The sequence below is a fragment of the Flavihumibacter stibioxidans genome (assembly GCF_014332695.1).
Taxonomy (GTDB): Bacteria; Bacteroidota; Bacteroidia; order Chitinophagales; family Chitinophagaceae; genus Flavihumibacter; species Flavihumibacter stibioxidans.
This window is the reverse complement of record NZ_MBUA01000001.1, coordinates 150,794-170,340: the sequence shown is the minus strand read 5'-3', so window position 1 is coordinate 170,340 and position 19,547 is coordinate 150,794. Positions and strand designations below refer to the sequence as shown.

13 protein-coding genes are annotated in these 19,547 nt (G+C 47.3%); 4 read left to right on the top strand and 9 right to left on the bottom strand.

Translation table 11 applies throughout. The features are described 5' to 3' along the window. Positions 1 to 38: 38 nt before the first annotated feature. The 3 genes from BC349_RS00735 to BC349_RS00725 all read right to left on the bottom strand — a co-directional run bounded on the left by BC349_RS00735 (position 39) and on the right by BC349_RS00725 (position 2,897). Positions 39 to 194 carry a hypothetical protein gene (locus BC349_RS00735; protein WP_187254837.1) on the bottom strand — a complete coding sequence of 52 codons (156 nt, stop codon included), beginning with the start codon at positions 192 to 194 and terminating at the stop codon, positions 39 to 41. Positions 195 to 318: 124 nt separating this feature from the next. After that, a complete protein-coding gene (dnaK, locus tag BC349_RS00730; protein ID WP_187254836.1) occupies positions 319 to 2,214 on the bottom strand; it encodes a molecular chaperone DnaK in 1,896 nt (631 codons plus the stop codon). Between the two features lie 179 nt (positions 2,215 to 2,393). Next, the gene (locus BC349_RS00725) at positions 2,394 to 2,897 is read right to left on the bottom strand and encodes a GtrA family protein (protein ID WP_187254835.1); all 504 of its coding nucleotides are present in this window, start codon (positions 2,895 to 2,897) and stop codon (positions 2,394 to 2,396) included. 114 nt (positions 2,898 to 3,011) lie between these two features. Here BC349_RS00725 and argS point away from each other — a divergent pair, with 114 nt between their 5' ends. Beyond that, positions 3,012 to 4,814, top strand: a complete 1,803-nt coding sequence (gene argS / locus BC349_RS00720; protein WP_187254834.1) for an arginine--tRNA ligase — start codon at positions 3,012 to 3,014, stop codon at positions 4,812 to 4,814. A 26-nt stretch (positions 4,815 to 4,840) separates the two neighbouring features. On the opposite strand, the gene BC349_RS00715 is transcribed toward argS, so the two are convergent. Both BC349_RS00715 and glgB read right to left on the bottom strand, forming a co-directional pair. Beyond that, the gene (locus tag BC349_RS00715; RefSeq protein WP_187254833.1) at positions 4,841 to 5,866 is read right to left on the bottom strand and encodes a tetratricopeptide repeat protein; all 1,026 of its coding nucleotides are present in this window, start codon (positions 5,864 to 5,866) and stop codon (positions 4,841 to 4,843) included. A gap of 6 nt (positions 5,867 to 5,872) precedes the next feature. Further along, on the bottom strand, positions 5,873 to 7,828 hold the full coding sequence (glgB, locus tag BC349_RS00710; RefSeq protein ID WP_187254832.1) for a 1,4-alpha-glucan branching protein GlgB: 1,956 nt from the start codon (positions 7,826 to 7,828) through the stop codon (positions 5,873 to 5,875). Between the two features lie 143 nt (positions 7,829 to 7,971). Between glgB and BC349_RS00705 the strand changes: the two genes are divergently transcribed. Beyond that, complete coding sequence (locus BC349_RS00705) at positions 7,972 to 10,737, top strand: outer membrane beta-barrel family protein (protein WP_187254831.1); 2,766 nt, start codon at positions 7,972 to 7,974, stop codon at positions 10,735 to 10,737. Between the two features lie 5 nt (positions 10,738 to 10,742). Further along, entirely contained in the window at positions 10,743 to 11,486 is a 744-nt protein-coding gene (locus BC349_RS00700; RefSeq protein ID WP_187254830.1) for a GLPGLI family protein, read from the top strand. Between the two features lie 110 nt (positions 11,487 to 11,596). On the opposite strand, the gene BC349_RS00695 is transcribed toward BC349_RS00700, so the two are convergent. The 4 genes from BC349_RS00695 to BC349_RS00680 form a co-directional block, all read right to left on the bottom strand. Further along, positions 11,597 to 13,447: a glycoside hydrolase family 13 protein gene (locus BC349_RS00695; RefSeq protein WP_187254829.1), complete on the bottom strand. Its 1,851-nt coding sequence runs from the start codon at positions 13,445 to 13,447 to the stop codon at positions 11,597 to 11,599. Then, complete coding sequence (locus tag BC349_RS00690) at positions 13,444 to 14,862, bottom strand: MFS transporter (RefSeq protein ID WP_187254828.1); 1,419 nt, start codon at positions 14,860 to 14,862, stop codon at positions 13,444 to 13,446. The genes BC349_RS00695 and BC349_RS00690 overlap by 4 nt, the downstream gene beginning before the upstream one ends. 190 nt (positions 14,863 to 15,052) lie before the next feature. Further along, positions 15,053 to 16,330 carry a glucose-1-phosphate adenylyltransferase gene (locus BC349_RS00685; RefSeq protein WP_187254827.1) on the bottom strand — a complete coding sequence of 426 codons (1,278 nt, stop codon included), beginning with the start codon at positions 16,328 to 16,330 and terminating at the stop codon, positions 15,053 to 15,055. Positions 16,331 to 16,375: 45 nt separating this feature from the next. Continuing rightward, positions 16,376 to 17,794: a glycogen synthase gene (locus tag BC349_RS00680; RefSeq protein WP_187254826.1), complete on the bottom strand. Its 1,419-nt coding sequence runs from the start codon at positions 17,792 to 17,794 to the stop codon at positions 16,376 to 16,378. A gap of 139 nt (positions 17,795 to 17,933) precedes the next feature. Between BC349_RS00680 and BC349_RS00675 the strand changes: the two genes are divergently transcribed. Further along, positions 17,934 to 19,541, top strand: a complete 1,608-nt coding sequence (locus tag BC349_RS00675; protein WP_187254825.1) for an MFS transporter — start codon at positions 17,934 to 17,936, stop codon at positions 19,539 to 19,541. The last annotated feature ends 6 nt before the right edge of the window (positions 19,542 to 19,547 follow it).

Sequence of the window (19,547 nt, the reverse complement as noted above, 5' to 3'; positions counted from 1 at the left end):
CCACCGAAGTGAGGCTTTCCAATATTTTTTAAACCGGATCAGATGATGTCCATGGCTTTTACAAAGCTGGTACAAACAAAGGGAATGATCATCGTCAGGTATTCCCAGTGCAGGTAGATAGCAGCTAACAAAGCAGCGGTGGATACGAAGAATGTCAGCCACCACATCGCGGTATTTTTTTTCTGTGTTTCCATGGAATCAAAAAATTTGTGGCGAAAATAGGGAAAAAAATTGCTGATTAAGGGCTGTTGATTTAAGATTTTTAAAATCTTTCATCAAAGGCCCTCAATCAGCAATCACATATTCTGCCTCAGCCATCTATTTCACTTCTTCAAACTCAGCGTCGGTAACATTCTCGCTGCCTGCCTGTGCACCGGCGGCTGCTTCTGCACCGGGTTGGGCACCACCGGCCTGCTGGGCTTTGTATATTTCTTCGGAAGCTGCAGTCCAGGCTGTGTTCATGCTTTCCATAGCAGCATCGATCGCTGCAATATCCTGGCTTTTATGAGCTTCTTTCAATTGTCCGAGGGCAGTTTCGATCGGGGCTTTCTTGTCTGCCGGGATCTTATCGCCGAATTCTTTCAGTTGTTTTTCTGTCTGGAAGATGAGGCTGTCGGCCTGGTTGATCTTCTCCACCTTTTCGCGGGCTTCCTTATCGGTAGCCTCGTTGGCCTTAGCCTCGGCCTTCATTTTTTCGATTTCGTCTTTTGTCAGTCCGGAACCTGCTTCGATGCGAATCTTCTGTTCTTTGCCGGTTCCCTTGTCCTTGGCCGTTACATGCAGGATACCATTGGCATCGATATCGAAGATTACTTCGATCTGCGGAACGCCGCGTGGTGCAGGCGGAATACCATCGAGGTTGAACATACCCAGGCTCTTGTTCTGGGAGGCCATTGGGCGTTCACCCTGCAAAACATGAATCTGAACACCAGGCTGGTTATCGCTGGCAGTAGAGAATACCTCTGATTTCTTGGAAGGAATGGTAGTGTTGGACTCGATCAGCCGGGTCATTACACCTCCCATTGTTTCAATACCAAGGCTCAGCGGAGTAACGTCAAGCAGGAGTACATCCTTCACTTCACCGGTCAGAACGGCCCCCTGGATACCGGCACCAACTGCCACTACCTCATCGGGGTTCACGCCTTTATTGGGTTTCTTGCCAAAGAATTTCTCTACAATTTCCTGCACTTTAGGGATACGGGTGGAACCACCTACCAGGATCACTTCATCGATCTGGGAGGTACTCATGCCGGCATCTTTCAGGGCCTGCTCACAGGGTTTCAGACAGCGGGCGAAAAGGTTGTCGGCCAGTTGTTCAAACCGTGCGCGGGTCAGTTTTTTCACCAGGTGCTTGGGCACTCCGTCAACAGCTGTAATATAAGGCAGGTTGATTTCTGTTTCAGAAGAAGACGACAGTTCTACTTTTGCTTTTTCAGACGCTTCTTTCAGTCGCTGCAGGGCCATTGGGTCCTTGCGCAGGTCTACGTTCTCGTCATTTTTGAATTCATCGGCCAGCCAGTCCATGATCACTTTATCGAAGTCATCACCGCCCAGGTGGGTATCACCGTTCGTTGATTTCACTTCGAATACGCCATCACCCAGTTCCAGGATAGATATATCGAATGTACCACCACCCAGATCGAATACGGCGATCTTCTGGTCCTTACCCTTTTTATCAAGACCATATGCCAGAGCGGCAGCAGTCGGCTCGTTCACAATCCGGCGAACATTCAGACCGGCAATCTCGCCGGCTTCCTTGGTTGCCTGGCGCTGGGCATCGTTAAAATAGGCCGGAACAGTAATCACCGCTTCGGTCACTTCCTGTCCCAGGTAATCTTCCGCCGTCTTTTTCATTTTCTGCAGGACCATGGCGCTGATTTCCTGCGGGGTATAAAGACGTCCATCAATGTCGATCCGAACGGTATTGTTATCACCCCTGGCAACCTTGTAGCTCCAGTGGCTGATCTCTTCTGTTACTTCGTCGAAGCGGCGTCCCATAAAACGTTTTACGGACGTGATGGTGTTCTGAGGATTGGTGATGGCCTGGCGTTTGGCAGGATCACCAACTTTACGTTCTCCATTTTTCAGGAAAGCTACCACCGAAGGTGTGGTTCTGCGGCCTTCGTCATTTGCAATTACAACGGGTTCATTGCCCTCCATAACCGAAACGCAACTGTTGGTAGTTCCCAGGTCAATTCCAATAATCTTTCCCATATGATTGATTTTCTCTTTACGAATGATTTACTCTTTTGATTGTCAATCAATATGCCAATGGGCAGGATGGGTGCAAAAATGGCAGAATTGGCAGTTTTTGAACAGGCAGACTGCCAAATTTCCCTTTCACCCGTCGGGTGCCACCCGACGGGTGGTTAAAATCTGGACAAAATGCCTGTTCAGGCGGCGGATTTCTTAAAAGTGAAATTGCGCTGGGTAAGGTAACTGAAGGCTACCACAATTACCGTAGTCAGAATCTTGGCCACGGTCGGGTAAATGGAAAATTGTTCCACGAAAAGTTTGATGAACACGTAATTAAGCAGAAGGCAGGCTGCTACCAGTAACATATAACGGAAGAGCTGGACCCTTCCCCGAAGGTCAGAGTCATGGAAAACTATGTTCCGGTTCAGGAAAAATCCCAGCGGAAATGTGATCACAAAAGACATCACGAAAGCCATGATATGTGGGCTGATGGCAAGAGTGTGGCCCATGATGCTTCCCAGGTGCAGCACCTGTTTGTCGAGGATGAAATTGTAGGATATAAAATAAATAAAAATATCCAGGGCGGTATTGCCGCCGCCACAGGCAATATACCTGAAGGTTTGCAACGGAATAAACCGCCTGAATGGCGGGTAAAAAAAGTCGATGACAGATGTTATGGTGGCTACTAACCAGTTGAACATGGGCACAAATATAAGGTCCTTTGCGGTTTTTGGCAGGTGGATTGTGGTTAAAGCGTCGATAAAACCAGCGATAAACTAATCCCCACAAAGCTCAAACTTGCTATTTTTGCTGCTATGGCTATTACACAACAGATACAATCAATTGTTACAACAGCAATACAGGAGCTATTCCCTGCGGTACCGGAACCGGGTTCTTTCCAGATCAACCAGACAAAGCCCGAGTTCGAAGGCGATTATACGGTGGTTTTATTCGGCCTGACCAAACCCCTGAAACAGTCACCCGAAGCACTTGGCAAAACCCTCGGCGACCACCTGGTGGCTAATTCCGGTGGATTTTTCACGGCTTATAATGTAATCAAGGGATTTCTGAACCTGACAGTGTCTGACCAGTACTGGATCAGCCTGTTACAGGAACATTTCAACAATGATGAATTCGGCAGGGCTGCTGCCAATGGCCAAAAAGTGATGGTGGAATACTCCTCCCCCAACACCAACAAACCCCTGCACCTGGGGCATCTGAGGAATAATTTCCTTGGCTGGAGCATTGCGGAGATACTCAAAGCCAGTGGTTATGAGGTAATCAAAAGCTGTATTGTAAACGACCGGGGCATCCATATCTGCAAGAGCATGATAGCCTGGCAAATTTTCGCCAATGGAGCCACCCCGGACAGTGCACACCAGAAAGGAGATCATTTCGTGGGTGAATATTATGTGAAATTCAACGACGCCTTCAAAGCCGAAGTGCAGGGGCTCATGGCCAATGGCGTTTCAAAGGAAATTGCCGAGAAGGAAGCGCCTATCCTGAAGGCCGCCCAGCAGATGCTGGTTGACTGGGAGGCAGGAGATCCTGAAACGATCAACCTGTGGAAACGAATGAACAAATGGGTTTACGAAGGTTTTGATACTACTTATAAGAAAATTGGCAGTGATTTCGATATCACTTATTATGAAAGCGATACCTACCTGCTGGGTAAAAAGACTGTACAGGAAGGCTTGGCCAAGGGCGTGTTTTTTCAGAAGGAAGACGGCAGCGTATGGATTGACCTTACCGCCGATGGTCTCGACGAAAAACTGGTACAGCGCAGGGATGGCACATCCGTATATATGACCCAGGACATCGGGCTGGCTCAACAGAAATATGAACAGTTTGGAATTGATAAGAGTATTTATGTAGTAGGTGATGAACAGAATTACCATTTCAAAGTGCTGAAGCTGATTGCTGAAAAGCTTGGACTGCCAACAGCGGAAGGCATCTTCCATTTATCCTATGGAATGGTGGAACTGCCTACCGGCAAGATGAAAAGCCGCGAAGGCACTGTGGTGGATGCGGATGACCTGGTTGCAGAAATGATCAGCATCTCCGAACAGCATACGAAGGAACTCGGAAAAGTGCAGGACTTCAATGAACATGAACTGGTTGAATTGTATAATACTATTGGTCTCGGTGCGCTGAAGTTTTACCTGCTGCGGGTTGACCCCAAAAAGAAGATGATCTTCAATCCCGAAGAGTCCATCGATATACATGGATATACCGGTCCGTTTATTCAGTACACCTATGCGAGGATCAAATCTATTTTAAGGAAAGGGGAGCAGGCGGATGGCATCAGGGAGACAGACCTGCTGGACGGAAGCTGCAAGGATTCTCCCCTCCTGCCACTGGAAAGAGCCCTTCTGGTCAGCCTGGAGCAATTCCCTGTTGTGATTGAACAGGCTGCAGAGGAGCACAATCCATCTGCTGTGGCCAATTATGTGTATCATCTCGCCAAAAGCTTTAACTCCTTTTATACCGAACATTCTGTCAGCCGTGCAGAATCAGACTGTAAAAAACAATTGCGTTTACGCATTTCTGTTATGACGGCCAATGTCATTGAGTCCGGCATGAAATTGCTGGGCATCAGGGTACCGGAGAAGATGTAGTGCCGGGATGGCAGCATGCTGGCCGATCAGAGACCGAAGCTGGAACGTTTGTCGCGGAGGCGGGAAAGGGCTGGATCCATGGTGATGGCTTTCTCGCAAAGGGCCTGCCCTTTTTTGTCATCGCCTTTTTTGATATAGGCAATACCGATCATATACACAGCACGGGCCTGGTTTTTGTCGATGGCCAGCATTTTATCCCAGCTATCGATGGCCTGCTGGTGCCTGCCGGCGCGCAGGTAGCCTTCCCCTGCAAGGTATAGCAGTTCCAGGTCCTGCGGGTTTTGCTGCAATAATTCCTCCACCAGTGGCAATCCTTTTTCAAATTGGTTATTGCCGAAATAGGAGTTCGCCATATTGGTCAGGAAATCAATTGTCCTCGGATGGTTGGCAGCTATGGCTTTTTCAAACCACGGGATGGCCCTTGCATCATCGGGGATGGCAGACCAGGTCATGGCTGCTTCGTACATCCACTGTACATTGTTGGGATCCAGCCGCAGGGCCTGCTCATAACAACCAGCTGCGCGGCGGTAATTGCTCAGTTCAATAAAAGCCCTGGCAGCCACAAAAGGCATCTGGGCATCAGAACTATCCCGTTTCCAGGCCCTTTCGATGTATTCAACCGCACTGCCATATTGTTCCATCTGGAAGAATGACCTGGCGATCAGCCAGTCGAAGCGTTCACCAAAGCCCAGCATTTTTGCTTTCCGGGCCATATCTATGGCATCCTGCCACTGGCGGGTATTGAAATTCAGTTCAGCCAGCCGGCTGATGGTAAAAGTATCTTTGGGTTGTAGTTCGTGGAATTTTTTATAGGTTTCCCTTGCCACGATATAGGACCTGGTTTCGTAAGCAGCATCCGCCAGGCCTTTCAGGGCTTCAGTGTTGGAAGCATCGATGGCAACAGCATGTTTATAATACTGGTAAGCCGGCTGCATTTGCCGGCCCGAAGCCGCTTCTTCGCCTTTGTGCAGGTAATAAGACAAACTGTCTGATTGCCCGAACCCCATCAATATACTCATACTCAATATCACGGTCAGAATCAGCTGCTTCATAAGTAATTACTTTAACACAATTGCTCCTAACGGAGGGAGGTGCAGGTTTATTTCGAAGAGCCTGTTAATTTTATCCACCTCTTTTACTTCAGGTGCGGGGTTGAAAACATCGCCCGTTCCCCAGTATTTTGCTTCGTTGCTGTTGAATATCTCTTTCCAGACTTCTTTTCCATAGGTGGTTATTTTCCAGTCGCGCCGCACTTCGGGGGTCATGTTCAGCACCACCAGCAGATCGTCTTCCGGGAGTAATCCTTTTCTCCTGAACACCATAACAGATTCAGCCCGGTGATTCAGGTCCACCCATTCAAAGCCGCCGGGCTCAAACTGGCGTTCGTACATGGCAGGCTCTTCTTTCAGCAGCCTGCAGAGGTCCGCCACGCAGGTTTTCATTCCGAGGTGGCTTTCATATTGCATCAGCTCCCAGGGCAGTTCGCTTTTATAGTTCCATTCAACTGTTGTGCCAAATTCATCGCCCATAAAAAGGAGCTTCCCCCCCGGATGTGTAAACATATAGGAGTACAACAGGCGCAGGTTGGCAAATTTCTGCCACTCATCCCCGGGCATCTTATAGATCATCGGGCTCTTACCGTGTACCACTTCATCATGGCTGAGTGGCAGCATGAAGTTTTCATCATTATAATACATCATGCTGAAGGTGAAGGAATCCTGATTGAACTGGCGGTAGATCGGGTCCTGCTTGAAATAGCGGAGGGTATCGTGCATCCAGCCCATCATCCATTTCATGCCGAAACCGAGCCCGCCTTCAAAAGTTGGTTTGGATACACCCGGCCAGTCGGTAGCTTCTTCCGCGATGGTCTGCACATCGGGGAAATCGCGGAAAATGGTTTCATTAAGATCCTTGATAAAAGCAATTGCTTCCAGATTGCCATCCCCCCCGAATTCATTTGGTTCCCACTGTCCTTCGTTGCGCGAATAATTCAGTTTGAGCATGGATGAAACGGCGTCCACCCTGATACCGTCAATATGGAAATGGTCGAACCAGAATCGGGCGCTGCTGATCAGGAAGGACTTCACTTCTCCCCGTTTGTAATTGAATATATAGGAGTTCCAGTCGGGATGATAACCCTTACGCATATCCGCATATTCGTAGGTATGTGTGCCATCGAACATGAACAGTCCGTGAGAGTCATAAGGGAAATGGGATGGAACCCAATCGAGGATAACCCCGATACCTTCATTATGAAAGGCATCGATCATGGCCTTGAATTCCTGGGGCGACCCGAATCTTGATGTGGGTGCAAAATACCCCGTGCCCTGGTAACCCCAGCTGCCGTCAAAGGGGTGTTCCATAACTGGCATGAACTCCACATGTGTGAACCCCATCTCCTTTACATAGGGCACCAGCCGGTGGGTAATCTGTTCGTAGGTATTATAGGTTTCCTCGTCGTTTTTATCGGGACGCATCCAGCTGGCAAGGTGAACTTCATACACGCTCCATGGCGCATTCAGCGCATTGTGTTTTTTACGGATATTCATCCAGTCCAGGTCTTTCCAGTCGTATTGAAGGTCCCAGGTGATGGATGCGGTCAGGGGCCTTTTCTCCCAGAAATTGGCAAACGGGTCACCTTTGTCAGTTTCTATTCCCTGGAAGCCTTTTATCCGGTATTTGTATACTTCACCCAAACCCAGTCCGGGAATAAACCCTTCCCAAATACCGCTTTTGTCCCAGCGGGGATACAGTTCGAATTCGTTGTTTTTCCAGTCGTTGAAATTGCCCTTCACCGAAACGCTGGTGGCATTGGGTGCCCAGACGGCGAAATATATTCCCCATTTATCAAGTACCTTTAAGGGATGCGAACCGAATTTTTCGTATAGTGTGTAATGCGTGCCATTTTGAAAATTGCGTATATCCTCTTCCGTTAGTATGGAGAAGTTCCACACCTTTTTGGTGGAGTCTATAAAGTTATCTTGTTCGTAACGGGAAGTAACAGGTGTAGACATAAGCTTGCAGTTAGCTTAAAATTAAGGTAATTCCGGGTTTGTCCGGGATTTCGTTTAGTCAGGCTTTAACGTTAAATTATAGGTCCTTTGTTTTTCAATTAGGGATTAATGTACAATTTTTGGTTTTTCGCATCTAACCGTTTATGAGAAAGTTACTGAACCTTATCCCGTGCCTGCTACTGGCAGGCAACCTTTTTGCCCAGCATTCCGAAATCAGCGGAATGGTGGCAGACACTTCTGAGAAAAAACCACTGGTCAATGCGGTGGTGGCACTTCTGTCGAAAGACTCCGTTTTATTGAAACATACCCGAACGGATGAAGCCGGAAAATTCAAAATTTCATCTGCTCCCGGTACTCCCTATATATTGCTGGTCACCTATCCGAAGTTTGCGGATTTCATGGATGTGGTAAAACCTGAATCCGATTTCCTGGACCTTGGGAAAATCAACCTGATTAAAAAGTCGGTATTGCTGGAGGAGGTGATTGTTTCCCAGAAGATCGGCGCAATCAGGGTAAAGGGCGATACCCTGGAATTCAGGGCGGATAGTTTCGCCGTTCGCGAGGGAGCCAACGTAGAAGCCCTGCTGAAGAAACTGCCAGGCTTGCAGGTGGATAAGAACGGCCAGATCACAGCACAGGGCGAAACTGTTCAGAAGATACTGGTGGATGGGGAAGAGTTCTTCAGTGATGATCCTGCGGTGGTGACCCAGAACCTGCGGGCTGACGCAGTGGAGAAAGTACAGGTATTTGATAAAAAAAGCGAGCAGGCCGCATTTACGGGTATTGATGATGGTGAGAAGATGAAAACGATCAACCTGACACTGAAGGAAGATAAGAAAAAGGGGGCTTTTGGCAGGGTGAAACTGGCCGGTGGATTGCCAAGGTATTATGAGAATGAAGCTATGGTGAACCTGTTCAAAGGCAAACGAAAAATGGCTGTCTATGGTACCATGTCGAACACTGGTAAAGCCGGTCTGAACTGGCAGGATAACCAGAAATTCGGCGGGGGTGATAATATGGAGTTCAACGAAGAGGAGGGTTATTTTTATTCTTACTCCGAATCGGATGAATTTAATACCTGGGGTGGTCGTTTCAATGGCGAGGGCTTGCCGAGGGCCTGGACCGCAGGCGGACATTATTCAAACAAATGGGATGGCGATAAAAAGCATCTTAACTCCAATTACCAGTTTTATAAACAGAATATCGAAAATGAGGGCAGCACCATCAGCCAGTATATCCTGCCCGATACACTTTATTATACCAATCAGTTCCGCAGGACTTTTACGCAGAACCAGCGTAACCAGCTGAGTGGGTTTTATGACCTGAAGCTGGATTCCATGTCGAGTGTAAAGGTATCGGTAAATGGAAGCCTGACAGACGCTGCCAATGAATCATCATTCCGGTCCTCATCCCTGTCGGAAGACCAAAATCCTGTGAATGCCCAGATAAGGGATCTGTCGTCCATCGGGCAGCGCGAACAATGGAAAACAAACGCTATATGGCGGCAGAGGTTTAAGAAAAAAGGCCGCACACTGAGTGTAACTTTTGAACAGCAGTACAATTCGGAAGACAGGGATGGAGCCCTCCTTTCCATCAATAGTTTCTTTAACAGTAAAGGCGAGAATTTCAGTATTGATACAGTTGACCAGAAAAAGATGAATTATTCACAAAGCAATATACTGGGCGGGAAGATATCCTACACAGAGCCTTTGTCGAAAAAATGGTTCCTGGAAACCAATTATGGCTATCGTGTCAATAACAGCAAGGCCCTCAGAAGTTCCTTTAATAAAGCGGAGGATGGGAAGTACAGTGAACTGGACAGCCTCTTCAGCAGTGATTATGCCTTTAATTTCAATACCCATAGTGGCGGAATGAATTTCAGGTTCAATGGCCCGGTTATTACGGCATCTTTTGGCTCCAATATTTCAAGTGCCGATTTCCGCCAGAAAGACCTGCGGGCAGATACGGCCTATTCCTATAATTTCGTCAATTTCTTTCCCAGGGCCAATATCCGGTTTAAACTGGGGGCCCAGCGTAACCTGAATTTCAGTTACAATGGAAGCACCAGGCAACCAGCATTGCAGCAGATCCAGCCGGTAAGGGAGAATGCCGATCCGCTGAACATCCAGATCGGAAATCCTGATCTGAAACAGGAGTTCCGGCATAATTTCAACTTCTTCGCAAGTGATTATAAAGTGCTCAGCGGAAGGAACATTTACATCAACGGCGGCGGAAATTTTGTAGACAATGCCATCAGTTCTGGGAGCTTTGTGGATAGTGTGGGCCGCAGGCTAACACAGTTTGTAAATATGAATGGGAACCTGAATTATTATGCATATACCGGGTACTGGAAGGAATTTAAAAAAGCAAAAGTCAACATGAACGCCAACCTGTATTATAATGGGGGTAAAAACAATAACCTGGTCAATGGTATCAGGAATACCAATAAGTATTTTAACATAGGGACCAATTTTAGTATTTCCCATGAAAAAGAAAAAAAATACCGTTTTAGTGCGGATTTCGGGCCCAGTTTTACCCAGAGCAGGTCGTCTATCCGACCTGATGTGGTAACCAAATACTGGACAACTACCACGGAGTTAAATGGCACGGTGGACCTTCCGTGGAAAATGGAAATCCAGTCGAACCTGAGTTATTCCTGGCGGCAGAAAACCGATGTATTCGGAGCAAACAGGAATGTATGGTTGTGGAATGCCCACCTTGGAAAAAAATTCTGGAAGAACAATGCCGGTGAAATCCGGTTCAGCATGAATGATATCCTGAACCAGAACATCGGCTTCCAGCGGAATGCTTCGAGCAATTTTATTACCGAAAATACTTACCAGACATTGCGTCGTTACTGGTTGCTGAGCTTTAACTGGAATTTTAATAAACAACCCGGAACCAACTGATGCTTATGAAAAAGTTTATATTGATTGCCGGCCTTGTCTTTTCGGTTTCTTTCCTGCAGGCGCAGGCTGTATTTATTTCAAACGGGGTAATTGAATATGAGCGGAAGATCAATGTACACCGCCAGTTTGAAATGGATGAAGAACAAGGTGAGTTTTTCAAGGAGTTCATCAAACGGCAACCACGTTTCCATGATTCCTATTTCAATCTTTCCTTTACCCGCGAAAAGTCCATTTACAAACCGGGTCGTCAAACGGATACAAAGGTAGAGCCCTGGCTGATAGGGCCGGCCAAGGAAAACATTGTGCTGACTGATTTTAACAGCCAGAAATATTCCAGCCGCAAGAAGGTATTTGAGGAAACCTTTATTGTTACCGACAGTCTCAATAAGGTACAGTGGAAGATCAGCAATGAGTTTCGCCAGATAGCGGGTTTTGATTGCCGCAAGGCAGTTGGCATCATCAGTGATTCTGTTTATGTTGTTGCTTTTTATACCGACGAGATCCCTGTCAGCGGCGGTCCTGAGTCATTTGGCGGCCTGCCAGGAATGATACTTGGTTTGGCAGTTCCGCGGCTGTACAGTACCTGGTTTGCCACAAAGGTGGAACTGAATCTTCCTCCTGCTTCGGTATTTACCATAAATGACAAGGGGAAAAAGATCGATGCTCCGCAGATGGCACCAATGTTAAAATCCTCCTTCTCCGACTGGGGTAAGCGTGGTGAAAAGTTTACCTGGTGGTCACTTTTATAGGTGTCTGACATGTTTCAGGTGACGTATTCCAGGCGTCTGACGTTTAGGGTCAATGAATTCACCAATCACAAACGTCAGACGCCTGAAGAACGTCAGACACCTGTAACATGTCAGACACCTAGGTTCAGCACCAGCATGCTCATTGGGGACAGGGTCAGTTTGCCGTTGAGTTCGTAGGTTTTCCCGGTGGGAATATCAAGCCCTTTTTTAAAACCGTTGGTACGCTCACTGTACCTGCCTGTTTCGATGGTTTTTTCTGTGGTGTTGGTATTCATTACACACATAATGGTCTGGTTGCCGTCGTAACGGAAGTACACATAAACTCCATCTTCAGGGACGAACTGCATCAGCTTACCGGTTTTAATGGCGCTGGATTGCCTGCGGAACTGTGCGAGGCTGCGAAGATGGTTGAAAATTTCATTTTCTTTTGCGGTGCGGCCTGCGGACGTGAATTTGTTTTCCTTATCACCCGGCCATCCTCCTTTAAAATCCAGGCGAACCCAGCCATCAGGATTGGTGAAACCAGTCATCAGGTTTTCATTGCCATAGTAAAGTTGCGGCACGCCACGGAATGTCAGCAACCAGCTGAGGGCAATTTTATACTTTGCGGTGTCCTCCCCTATTACTGAATAAAAACGGGCAAGGTCATGGTTGTCAAGAAAAATAACCTGTTTCATCGGGTCCCTGTACATATAGTCCTGGGCCGTAGTCGTGTACAATTTATTTACACCGTCTGTCCAGCCAAAAGGCTTGGTAAGGGTCTCCTGGATACCGTAAAACAATTGCTGGAAATCTGTAGTCGCTGGAAGATTGCTTTTAAATGGCACATCACCCAGGTTGTTGGCGGTAAAGTATGCCTGGTTTGGAACGCCATGCACCCAGGTTTCGCCAAATATGGAGATCTGCGGGTATTCATCCAGCAGGGCCTTGTTACAGCGGTTCATGAAGTCCAGGTCATTGTAGATATAGGTATCTATGCGCCATCCGTCCACACCAAACTGCTCCACACTCCAGATGGCATGCTGGATGAGAAAATTGGCCACAAACGGATTTCCCTGGTTGAGGTCGGGCATCATGGGTGTGAACCACCCGTCCAGCAATTTCTTCCGGTCCGTGGTGCTGGCGTAAGGGTCAAATAATATCTGGTCCTTATAATTGGTCTGGGTATAGGCTGGCCATTCATGCAGCCAGTCTTTCATGGGTTTATCCTGCACGAAGAAGTGGAAAAGACCTGTGTGGTTGTAGATCACATCCTGTACCAGTTTCATGCCGCGGTTGTGCAATTCATTGCTGAGGGCCAGGTAATCTTCGTTTGTACCTAATCGTGGTTCCACCCTGTAGTGGTTGGTGATGGCATAACCGTGTTCGGTACGGTCGGGCATGTTATTCTGCCATACGGGCAGGAGCCATAATGCCGTTACGCCCAGGTCCTGCAGGTAATCAAGGTGCTTGATGATGCCCTTCAGGTCGCCGCCATGGCGGTGGTAAATGGAATCCCTGTTTAGGGTCTGGTCGAGCAGCCCGGGAATTTTATCGTTGGATGGATCACCATTACTGAAACGGTCGGGGATCAGTAAATATACCAGGTCTTCAGAAGTTACTCCTTTGGCATAGTCTTTACCGTTGCCTTTCCTGCGGGCGCCGATTGGATATTGAAGTGTACGGCTGTTTTTTCCCTGCTTCACTGTGAAGGAAAGGTTTCCCGGTTTTGCCGCTCCTGTTATGAGCAGGTCGAGGAAAACATAATTAGGGTTTTCAGCTTTATGGACTTTTTCGAGTTGCACACCGGCGTATTCTGCCATGGTGATATCTCCTTTTCCGATATCCTTGCTATGAAGCATTACCTGTACGCGGGGGTTGTTCATTCCCAGCCACCAATTGGTCGGATAGAAATTTACTTCCTGTGCACCTGCCGCTGCTGCCAGCAGCAAAAGGATTATGGTCAACCTGAACTGTTTCATCCTTGTGTGTTGGTTTTTATGTTGATTAGTTTCTCCTCTTTGATTTTTACCCATCCTTCATCATACACAAACAGTACACTGACTGCTGCGCAAAGCATGAAGAATCCAGCCAGCACAATGGCATAAACCGGTTCCCCATTATAAATGTTTTTGACAATCCAGCCACCGAATAATCCATTTACAATTTGGGGGAGGGTGATAAAAAAGTTGAATATGCCCATGTAAATGCCGAGTTTGCCCGGTGGGATGGAGCTGGATAAAATCACGTAAGGCATTGCCAGGATACTGGCCCAGGCGAGCCCCACTCCCACCATTGAGAATTTCAGCATGGAGGGATCTTTGAGAAAATAAATGGAGATCAGTCCGACACCTCCGGCTACCAGCGAAAAAGCATGCGTCATTTTACGGCCAAACTGTTTTGCAATGAATGGCAGGAATAGGGCGTAGATCATTGCAACGAAATTATATACGCCAAAAGCTGAACTCACTTTGTTGCCGGCGTCATTGTATTCAACGGTTTTGGAATATTCACCACTCAGGCCGTAAACATGCGTGGCCACGGCATCAGTGGTAAACACCCACATGCTGAATAAGGCAAACCAGCTGAAAAACTGAACAAGTCCCAGCTGCTTCATTGTTTTAGGCATATTGCCAAAATCACGGAGAATTGCAGACAGTCCGGATTTTTCGTGTGTGCCTTCCTGTTTGCCATGGTATTGTTCATATTCCTTCGGTGGGTATTCCTTCGAAAAGAAAACGGTAATTAATATGGCTGCGATAAAAACTGCCGCACCGATATAAAAGGAGTATTTGATATTGTCTGCCACACCATCAGTGCCTGCCTCCATGCTGAATCCACTTCCCGCCAGCCATTCGGGAAGAATGGAGCCTGCTACTGCACCAAGGCCAATAAGGAATGTCTGGATACTAAAACCCATGGTACGCTGGTTGTCGGAAAGGTTATCCGCCACCAATGCCCGGAAGGGTTCCATGGCTATATTAAATGAAGCATCCATCACCATCACCATGCCTGCGCCGATCCAGAGAGCTGGAATAATGCCGGCAAGGGCACCTGAATTGGGCAGGAAAACCAGGGCCAGTGAGGATAGTATGGCGCCAGTCAGGAAATAGGGTTTCCTTCTTCCAAACCGGTTCCAGGTGCGGTCACTGTAATGTCCGATGATGGGCTGGACGATCATTCCTACCAGGGGGGCAACCAGCCAGAACATGGGCAGGTGTTCCACATCGGCGCCAAAAGACCGGAGGATGCGGCTGGTATTTCCATTCTGCAGTGCGAACCCGAATTGTATTCCCATGAATCCAAAACTCATGGTGAAGATCTGGGCAACGGTTAATCTGGGTTTTGGAAGGAGCCCGCTTTTTTGCTGGCTCCCGGTACTAGCTGATACAGCCATGGCAATCGTGTTTTAATGTGTATAAAATACACAGATTCGAATATAGGGGAAAAAAGTGAATAGGTGAATGGGTCAATGGGTGAATGGGTCAATAAAAAAGGTCCGGGTTATTACCGGACCTTAAATAAATTCATATGGAAACCGTTCCCTTTTCTGTAGTCGGAAATCAACTATCTGCCATCAAACTGTATCAGATGACAAATCCATTCGGGATTACAGCGCCTTTCTTCACTACCACGATTCCGTCTTTTACTGTATAGAGCGCATGGTCGCAATTGGCCAGGTGATCCCCGCCATTGATGCGGACATCATCACCTATGCGGACATTTTTGTCGACGATGGCATTCTTGATATAACAACGGTCACCGATTCCAAGTATGGGCTGTCCATGTTCGCGGGCATGGTTCATCTCGGCAATGGTCTCAAAGTAGTCATTACCCATCAGGTAACTGCTTACTACCGTGGTGCCATGACCAATCCTCGAACGGATACCTACAACCGTGTTTTCCACCCTCGAAGCATTGATGATGGAACCCTCAGCGATTATGGTTTTTTCTAAAGTGGATCCGCTGATTTTGGCGGGTGGCAGCATCCTGGCGCGGGTATAAATCGCGTTTTTATTGTCAAAAAGGTTGAATTCGGGGATGTCCTGGGTCAGGCTGAGATTGGCTTCAAAGAATGAATAGATATTACCGATATCAGTCCAGTAACCGTCGTACTGGTAACTGGCCACTTTATATTTGTCGATTGACTCGGGTATGATCTCCTTCCCAAAATCGGTGGCGTCTTTTTTCTCGTTCTCCAGCAGGTCGAACAGAAGCTTCCTGTTGAAAATATAGATACCCATGGATGCCAGGTAATTGCGGCCCTGGGCGCGCATCTCTTCGCCTGTTTCACTGATCCATTCGGGCAGAAGTTCCTTCTTTGGTTTTTCAATAAAAGAAGTTATGAAACCTTCGCTGGCCTTAAGGATACCGAATTCAGGCGCTTCCCTGTCTCCAACCGGGATAGTGGCTATGGAAATATCGGCGCCATGTTTTTTATGGTTTTCCAGCATATCGCTGAAATCCATCTGGTACAACTGGTCTCCCGAAAGTATCAGCACGTATTCACTTTCAAACGGTCCGATATGTCGAAGGCTCTGCCTCACCGCATCCGCTGTTCCCTGGAACCAGGTGGGGTTGTCGGGTGTTTGTTCTGCTGCCAGGATGTCCACAAATGCCGAACTGAATGCACTGAAATGATAGGTATTCTTGATATGCCTGTTTAATGAGGCGGAGTTAAACTGAGTCAGTACAAACATCCTGTTGATGTTCGAGTTCATACAGTTTGAAATAGGAATATCCACGAGTCGGTACTTCCCTGCAATAGGAACGGCTGGCTTACTTCTGCTGGCTGTTAAGGGATATAAACGGGTGCCTGCACCACCCCCCAGGATCACGGCAAGCATTTCTTTACTGATTGACATATCGTTGCTTTTGGATTAGAATTGGGTTTATTTCGGTCTCGGTTATTAAGATAATAAAGATTTGTACAAGTCGATGTATTGTTCTGCACTAATATCCCAGCTAAAATCTTTTTCCATCAGCTTTTTCCGGATTTCGGTAAAGTGTTCCTGATCTTCGTACAAGTCAACCCCCCGGAAAATCGCATGGGTGATATCGCCTACGCTGGCATGATTGAAACAGATTCCGTAACCGCCTGGTTCAGCATAATCTATAACAGTATCCCGTAATCCGCCAGTCCGGCGAACTACCGGAACGGTACCATATCTCATGGAATAGAGCTGGTTCAGCCCGCAGGGCTCTACCCTGCTGGGCATCAGCAGGAAGTCAGCGCCTGCATACATTTTATGACTCAGTTTTTCGTTGTAACCGATCTTAGAATTGTAGTAACCCATCCAGTAACTGCGCATATTGTTCAGTTCCTCTTCGATATGCGGCTCTCCGCTACCCAGAACCAGGAAGTTCATGCGCTGGTCAATATAGTACAGCGAATCGCCTATTGCTTTTGGTAAGAGGTCAGCGGCTTTCTCTCCCACCAGCCGACCGATGAAAATGAACAATGGTTTATCGGGGTTTAGTCCGAACTCTTCGCAGAGTTCCAACTTGTTAGCCCTTTTTCCTTCTTCCAGGGTTTTGATGGAAAAGTGATGGTCAAGGTAGGAATCAGTTTCCGGGTCCCAGACCCTGGTATCAATACCATTTATGATACCGACGCATTTACCTTTTTCATATTCAAACAGGGCTTCAAGTCCATTGCTTTCCTGGCGCATTTCGTGGAGATAACTCCAGCTGACGGTGGTTACCTTCCAGGCACAGCGGATTCCTGCTGCCAGCGGATTGATCATATTGTTCCAGTCCAGGACCCCCCATCTCCAGCCGTCCCAGTGAGGAATATAATCTGATTTGTCCCAATCCATCCATCCCTGGTATTGTGCATTGTGGATGGTCAGTACGGTTGGGATATCGGCGAGATGCATGTACTGGTAGCAATGTTTCATCATGAATGGGATCAGCGCTGTATGGTGATCATGAACATGAATGATATCGGGGTGGTGTTTCCAGGAGCTGACCCAGTCCACCACCGCGATCTGGAAGGATGTAAACCTTTCGGCATCATCGGGGTAAGAGTAGATTTTTTCGCGATCGAGCAGGCCATTGATGTCAACCAGGTAGAGGTCAAACCCGAGTTTGTTGGTTTTCTCTTTGATAATGGTATAGTCAAACCAATTAGTTCCAAGGTAGGCGCTTGATTTATGAACAACCTCCCATTTGTTCTCATAGAGAAATTTGGTACGGTACATGGGCATTACCACCTTGGCAATATGTCCGGCAGCGTTGAGGTATTTGGGCAAGGCGCCCACTACATCTCCTAAGCCTCCGGCTTTGGCAACGGGATAACATTCGGCTGAAACATGAAGAATTTCCATAGAAAAAATTGCAGATGAATATAACAAGAAAAAGTATTGCGGCCCCTAACAACTTAAAAAATTTAAATCAAATAAAATTCTTCATATTTTCACCCCTTAACTGCAAGTACTTTTTGCAAAACTAAAACCCGGAACAATTATGTCTCAAACCAAACAACCAACTAATACCGGCGCCCTTGCAACGCTGGTAGTAGTGTTCTTTTTCTGGGGATTCATTGCTGCCTCCAACAGTATTCTGATCCCATTCTGTAAAACACATTTCAGCCTCAACCAGTTTCAGAGCCAGTTAATCGGTTCTGCGTTTTATGGAGCTTATTTTATCGGCAGTCTCCTTCTGTTCATTGTTTCCAATGTTTTCGGGTATGATATCCTGAACAAGATAGGTTACAAAAAAGGTATTATTTACGGGCTCTGGATCTCAGTGGCCGGTGCTTTGCTGATCATCCCTTCGGCAAATGCCAATTCATTTCCCGCCCTGCTGGGTTCTTTTTTCGTGGTTGCACTTGGTTTTTCCCTGCAGCAGACAGCTGCGCAGCCATTTGCCATTGTCCTGGGTGATCCTTCAACCGGTTCACACAGACTTAATCTGGGTGGTGGCGTGAACTCATTGGGAACCACACTGGGCCCCATTATCGTAAGTTTCTTCCTCTTTGGAACAGTTGGTGGCCAGCATGCAGACATTACCATCACCAATATCAATACCCTTTACCTGATCGTTGCTTCTGTATTTGCGGCTGTTGCACTTTTCTTTACTTTTTCAAAACTGCCTGCAGGTAAAAACGACGAGAAGTTTGAAAAGGCCAATAAGGCTTCAGGTTCATTATTGTTGATGACAGGTCTTGTCCTGGTTATCATCCTGATTGGCCAATTCACTGAAATTGACAAACTGGTTTTACTGCTCCTGACGCTGGTGGTCGTTATCGGCATCCTTTTCTATTCCAATGCCCAGGCCGTTAAGAACAGTGAAGGCTGGGGGGCAATGCGCTACCAGCAACTGATCTTTGGTATGATCGGCATCTTCGTTTATGTAGGTGCGGAAGTTACAATTGACAATAACTTCGGGGCATTGCTGAAAACACCCGGCTATTTCACGGAGGCAGGATTGGATGAAAGTCAGATTTCCCACTATATTTCTCTTTACTGGGGCAGTATGATGATCGGACGCTGGACTGGTGCCATCGGGGTATTTAACCTGTCAGCCATGGGTAAACGCATTGCAACCATTGTGGTTCCATTCATCGCTTTTGCCGTGATCCTGATAGTTAATAAAATATACGGAAATGATATCCGTGATATCTATGCTTATGCCGGTGTTATCGTCATAATGATCATCGCTTTCTTCTATGGCCAGGAAAAACCGGTAAAGACCCTGCTTACTTTCGCTATTCTGGCAACCATCGCCATGCTGGTTGGTGTGTTTACCAAAGGCATTGTTTCTGTGTATGCCCTGATGGCAGGCGGACTTTGCTGTTCAGTAATGTGGCCATGTATTTTCTCGCTGGGTGTAGCCGGTCTGGGTAAGTATACCAGCCAGGGCTCCGCTTTCCTGATCATGATGATCCTTGGTGGGGCAGTTATTCCGCCACTGCAGGGTACATTAGGTGATATGGAAGGAATCGGGATGCACTATTCCTATGTGGTTGCGGCGATATGTTTTGCCTTCCTTGCTTATCTTGCGATCAAGCTTCGCAACGTTCTGAAGTCCCAGGGCCTTGATTTCGACAGCCAGGTAGGCGGTGGACATTAATTTTAT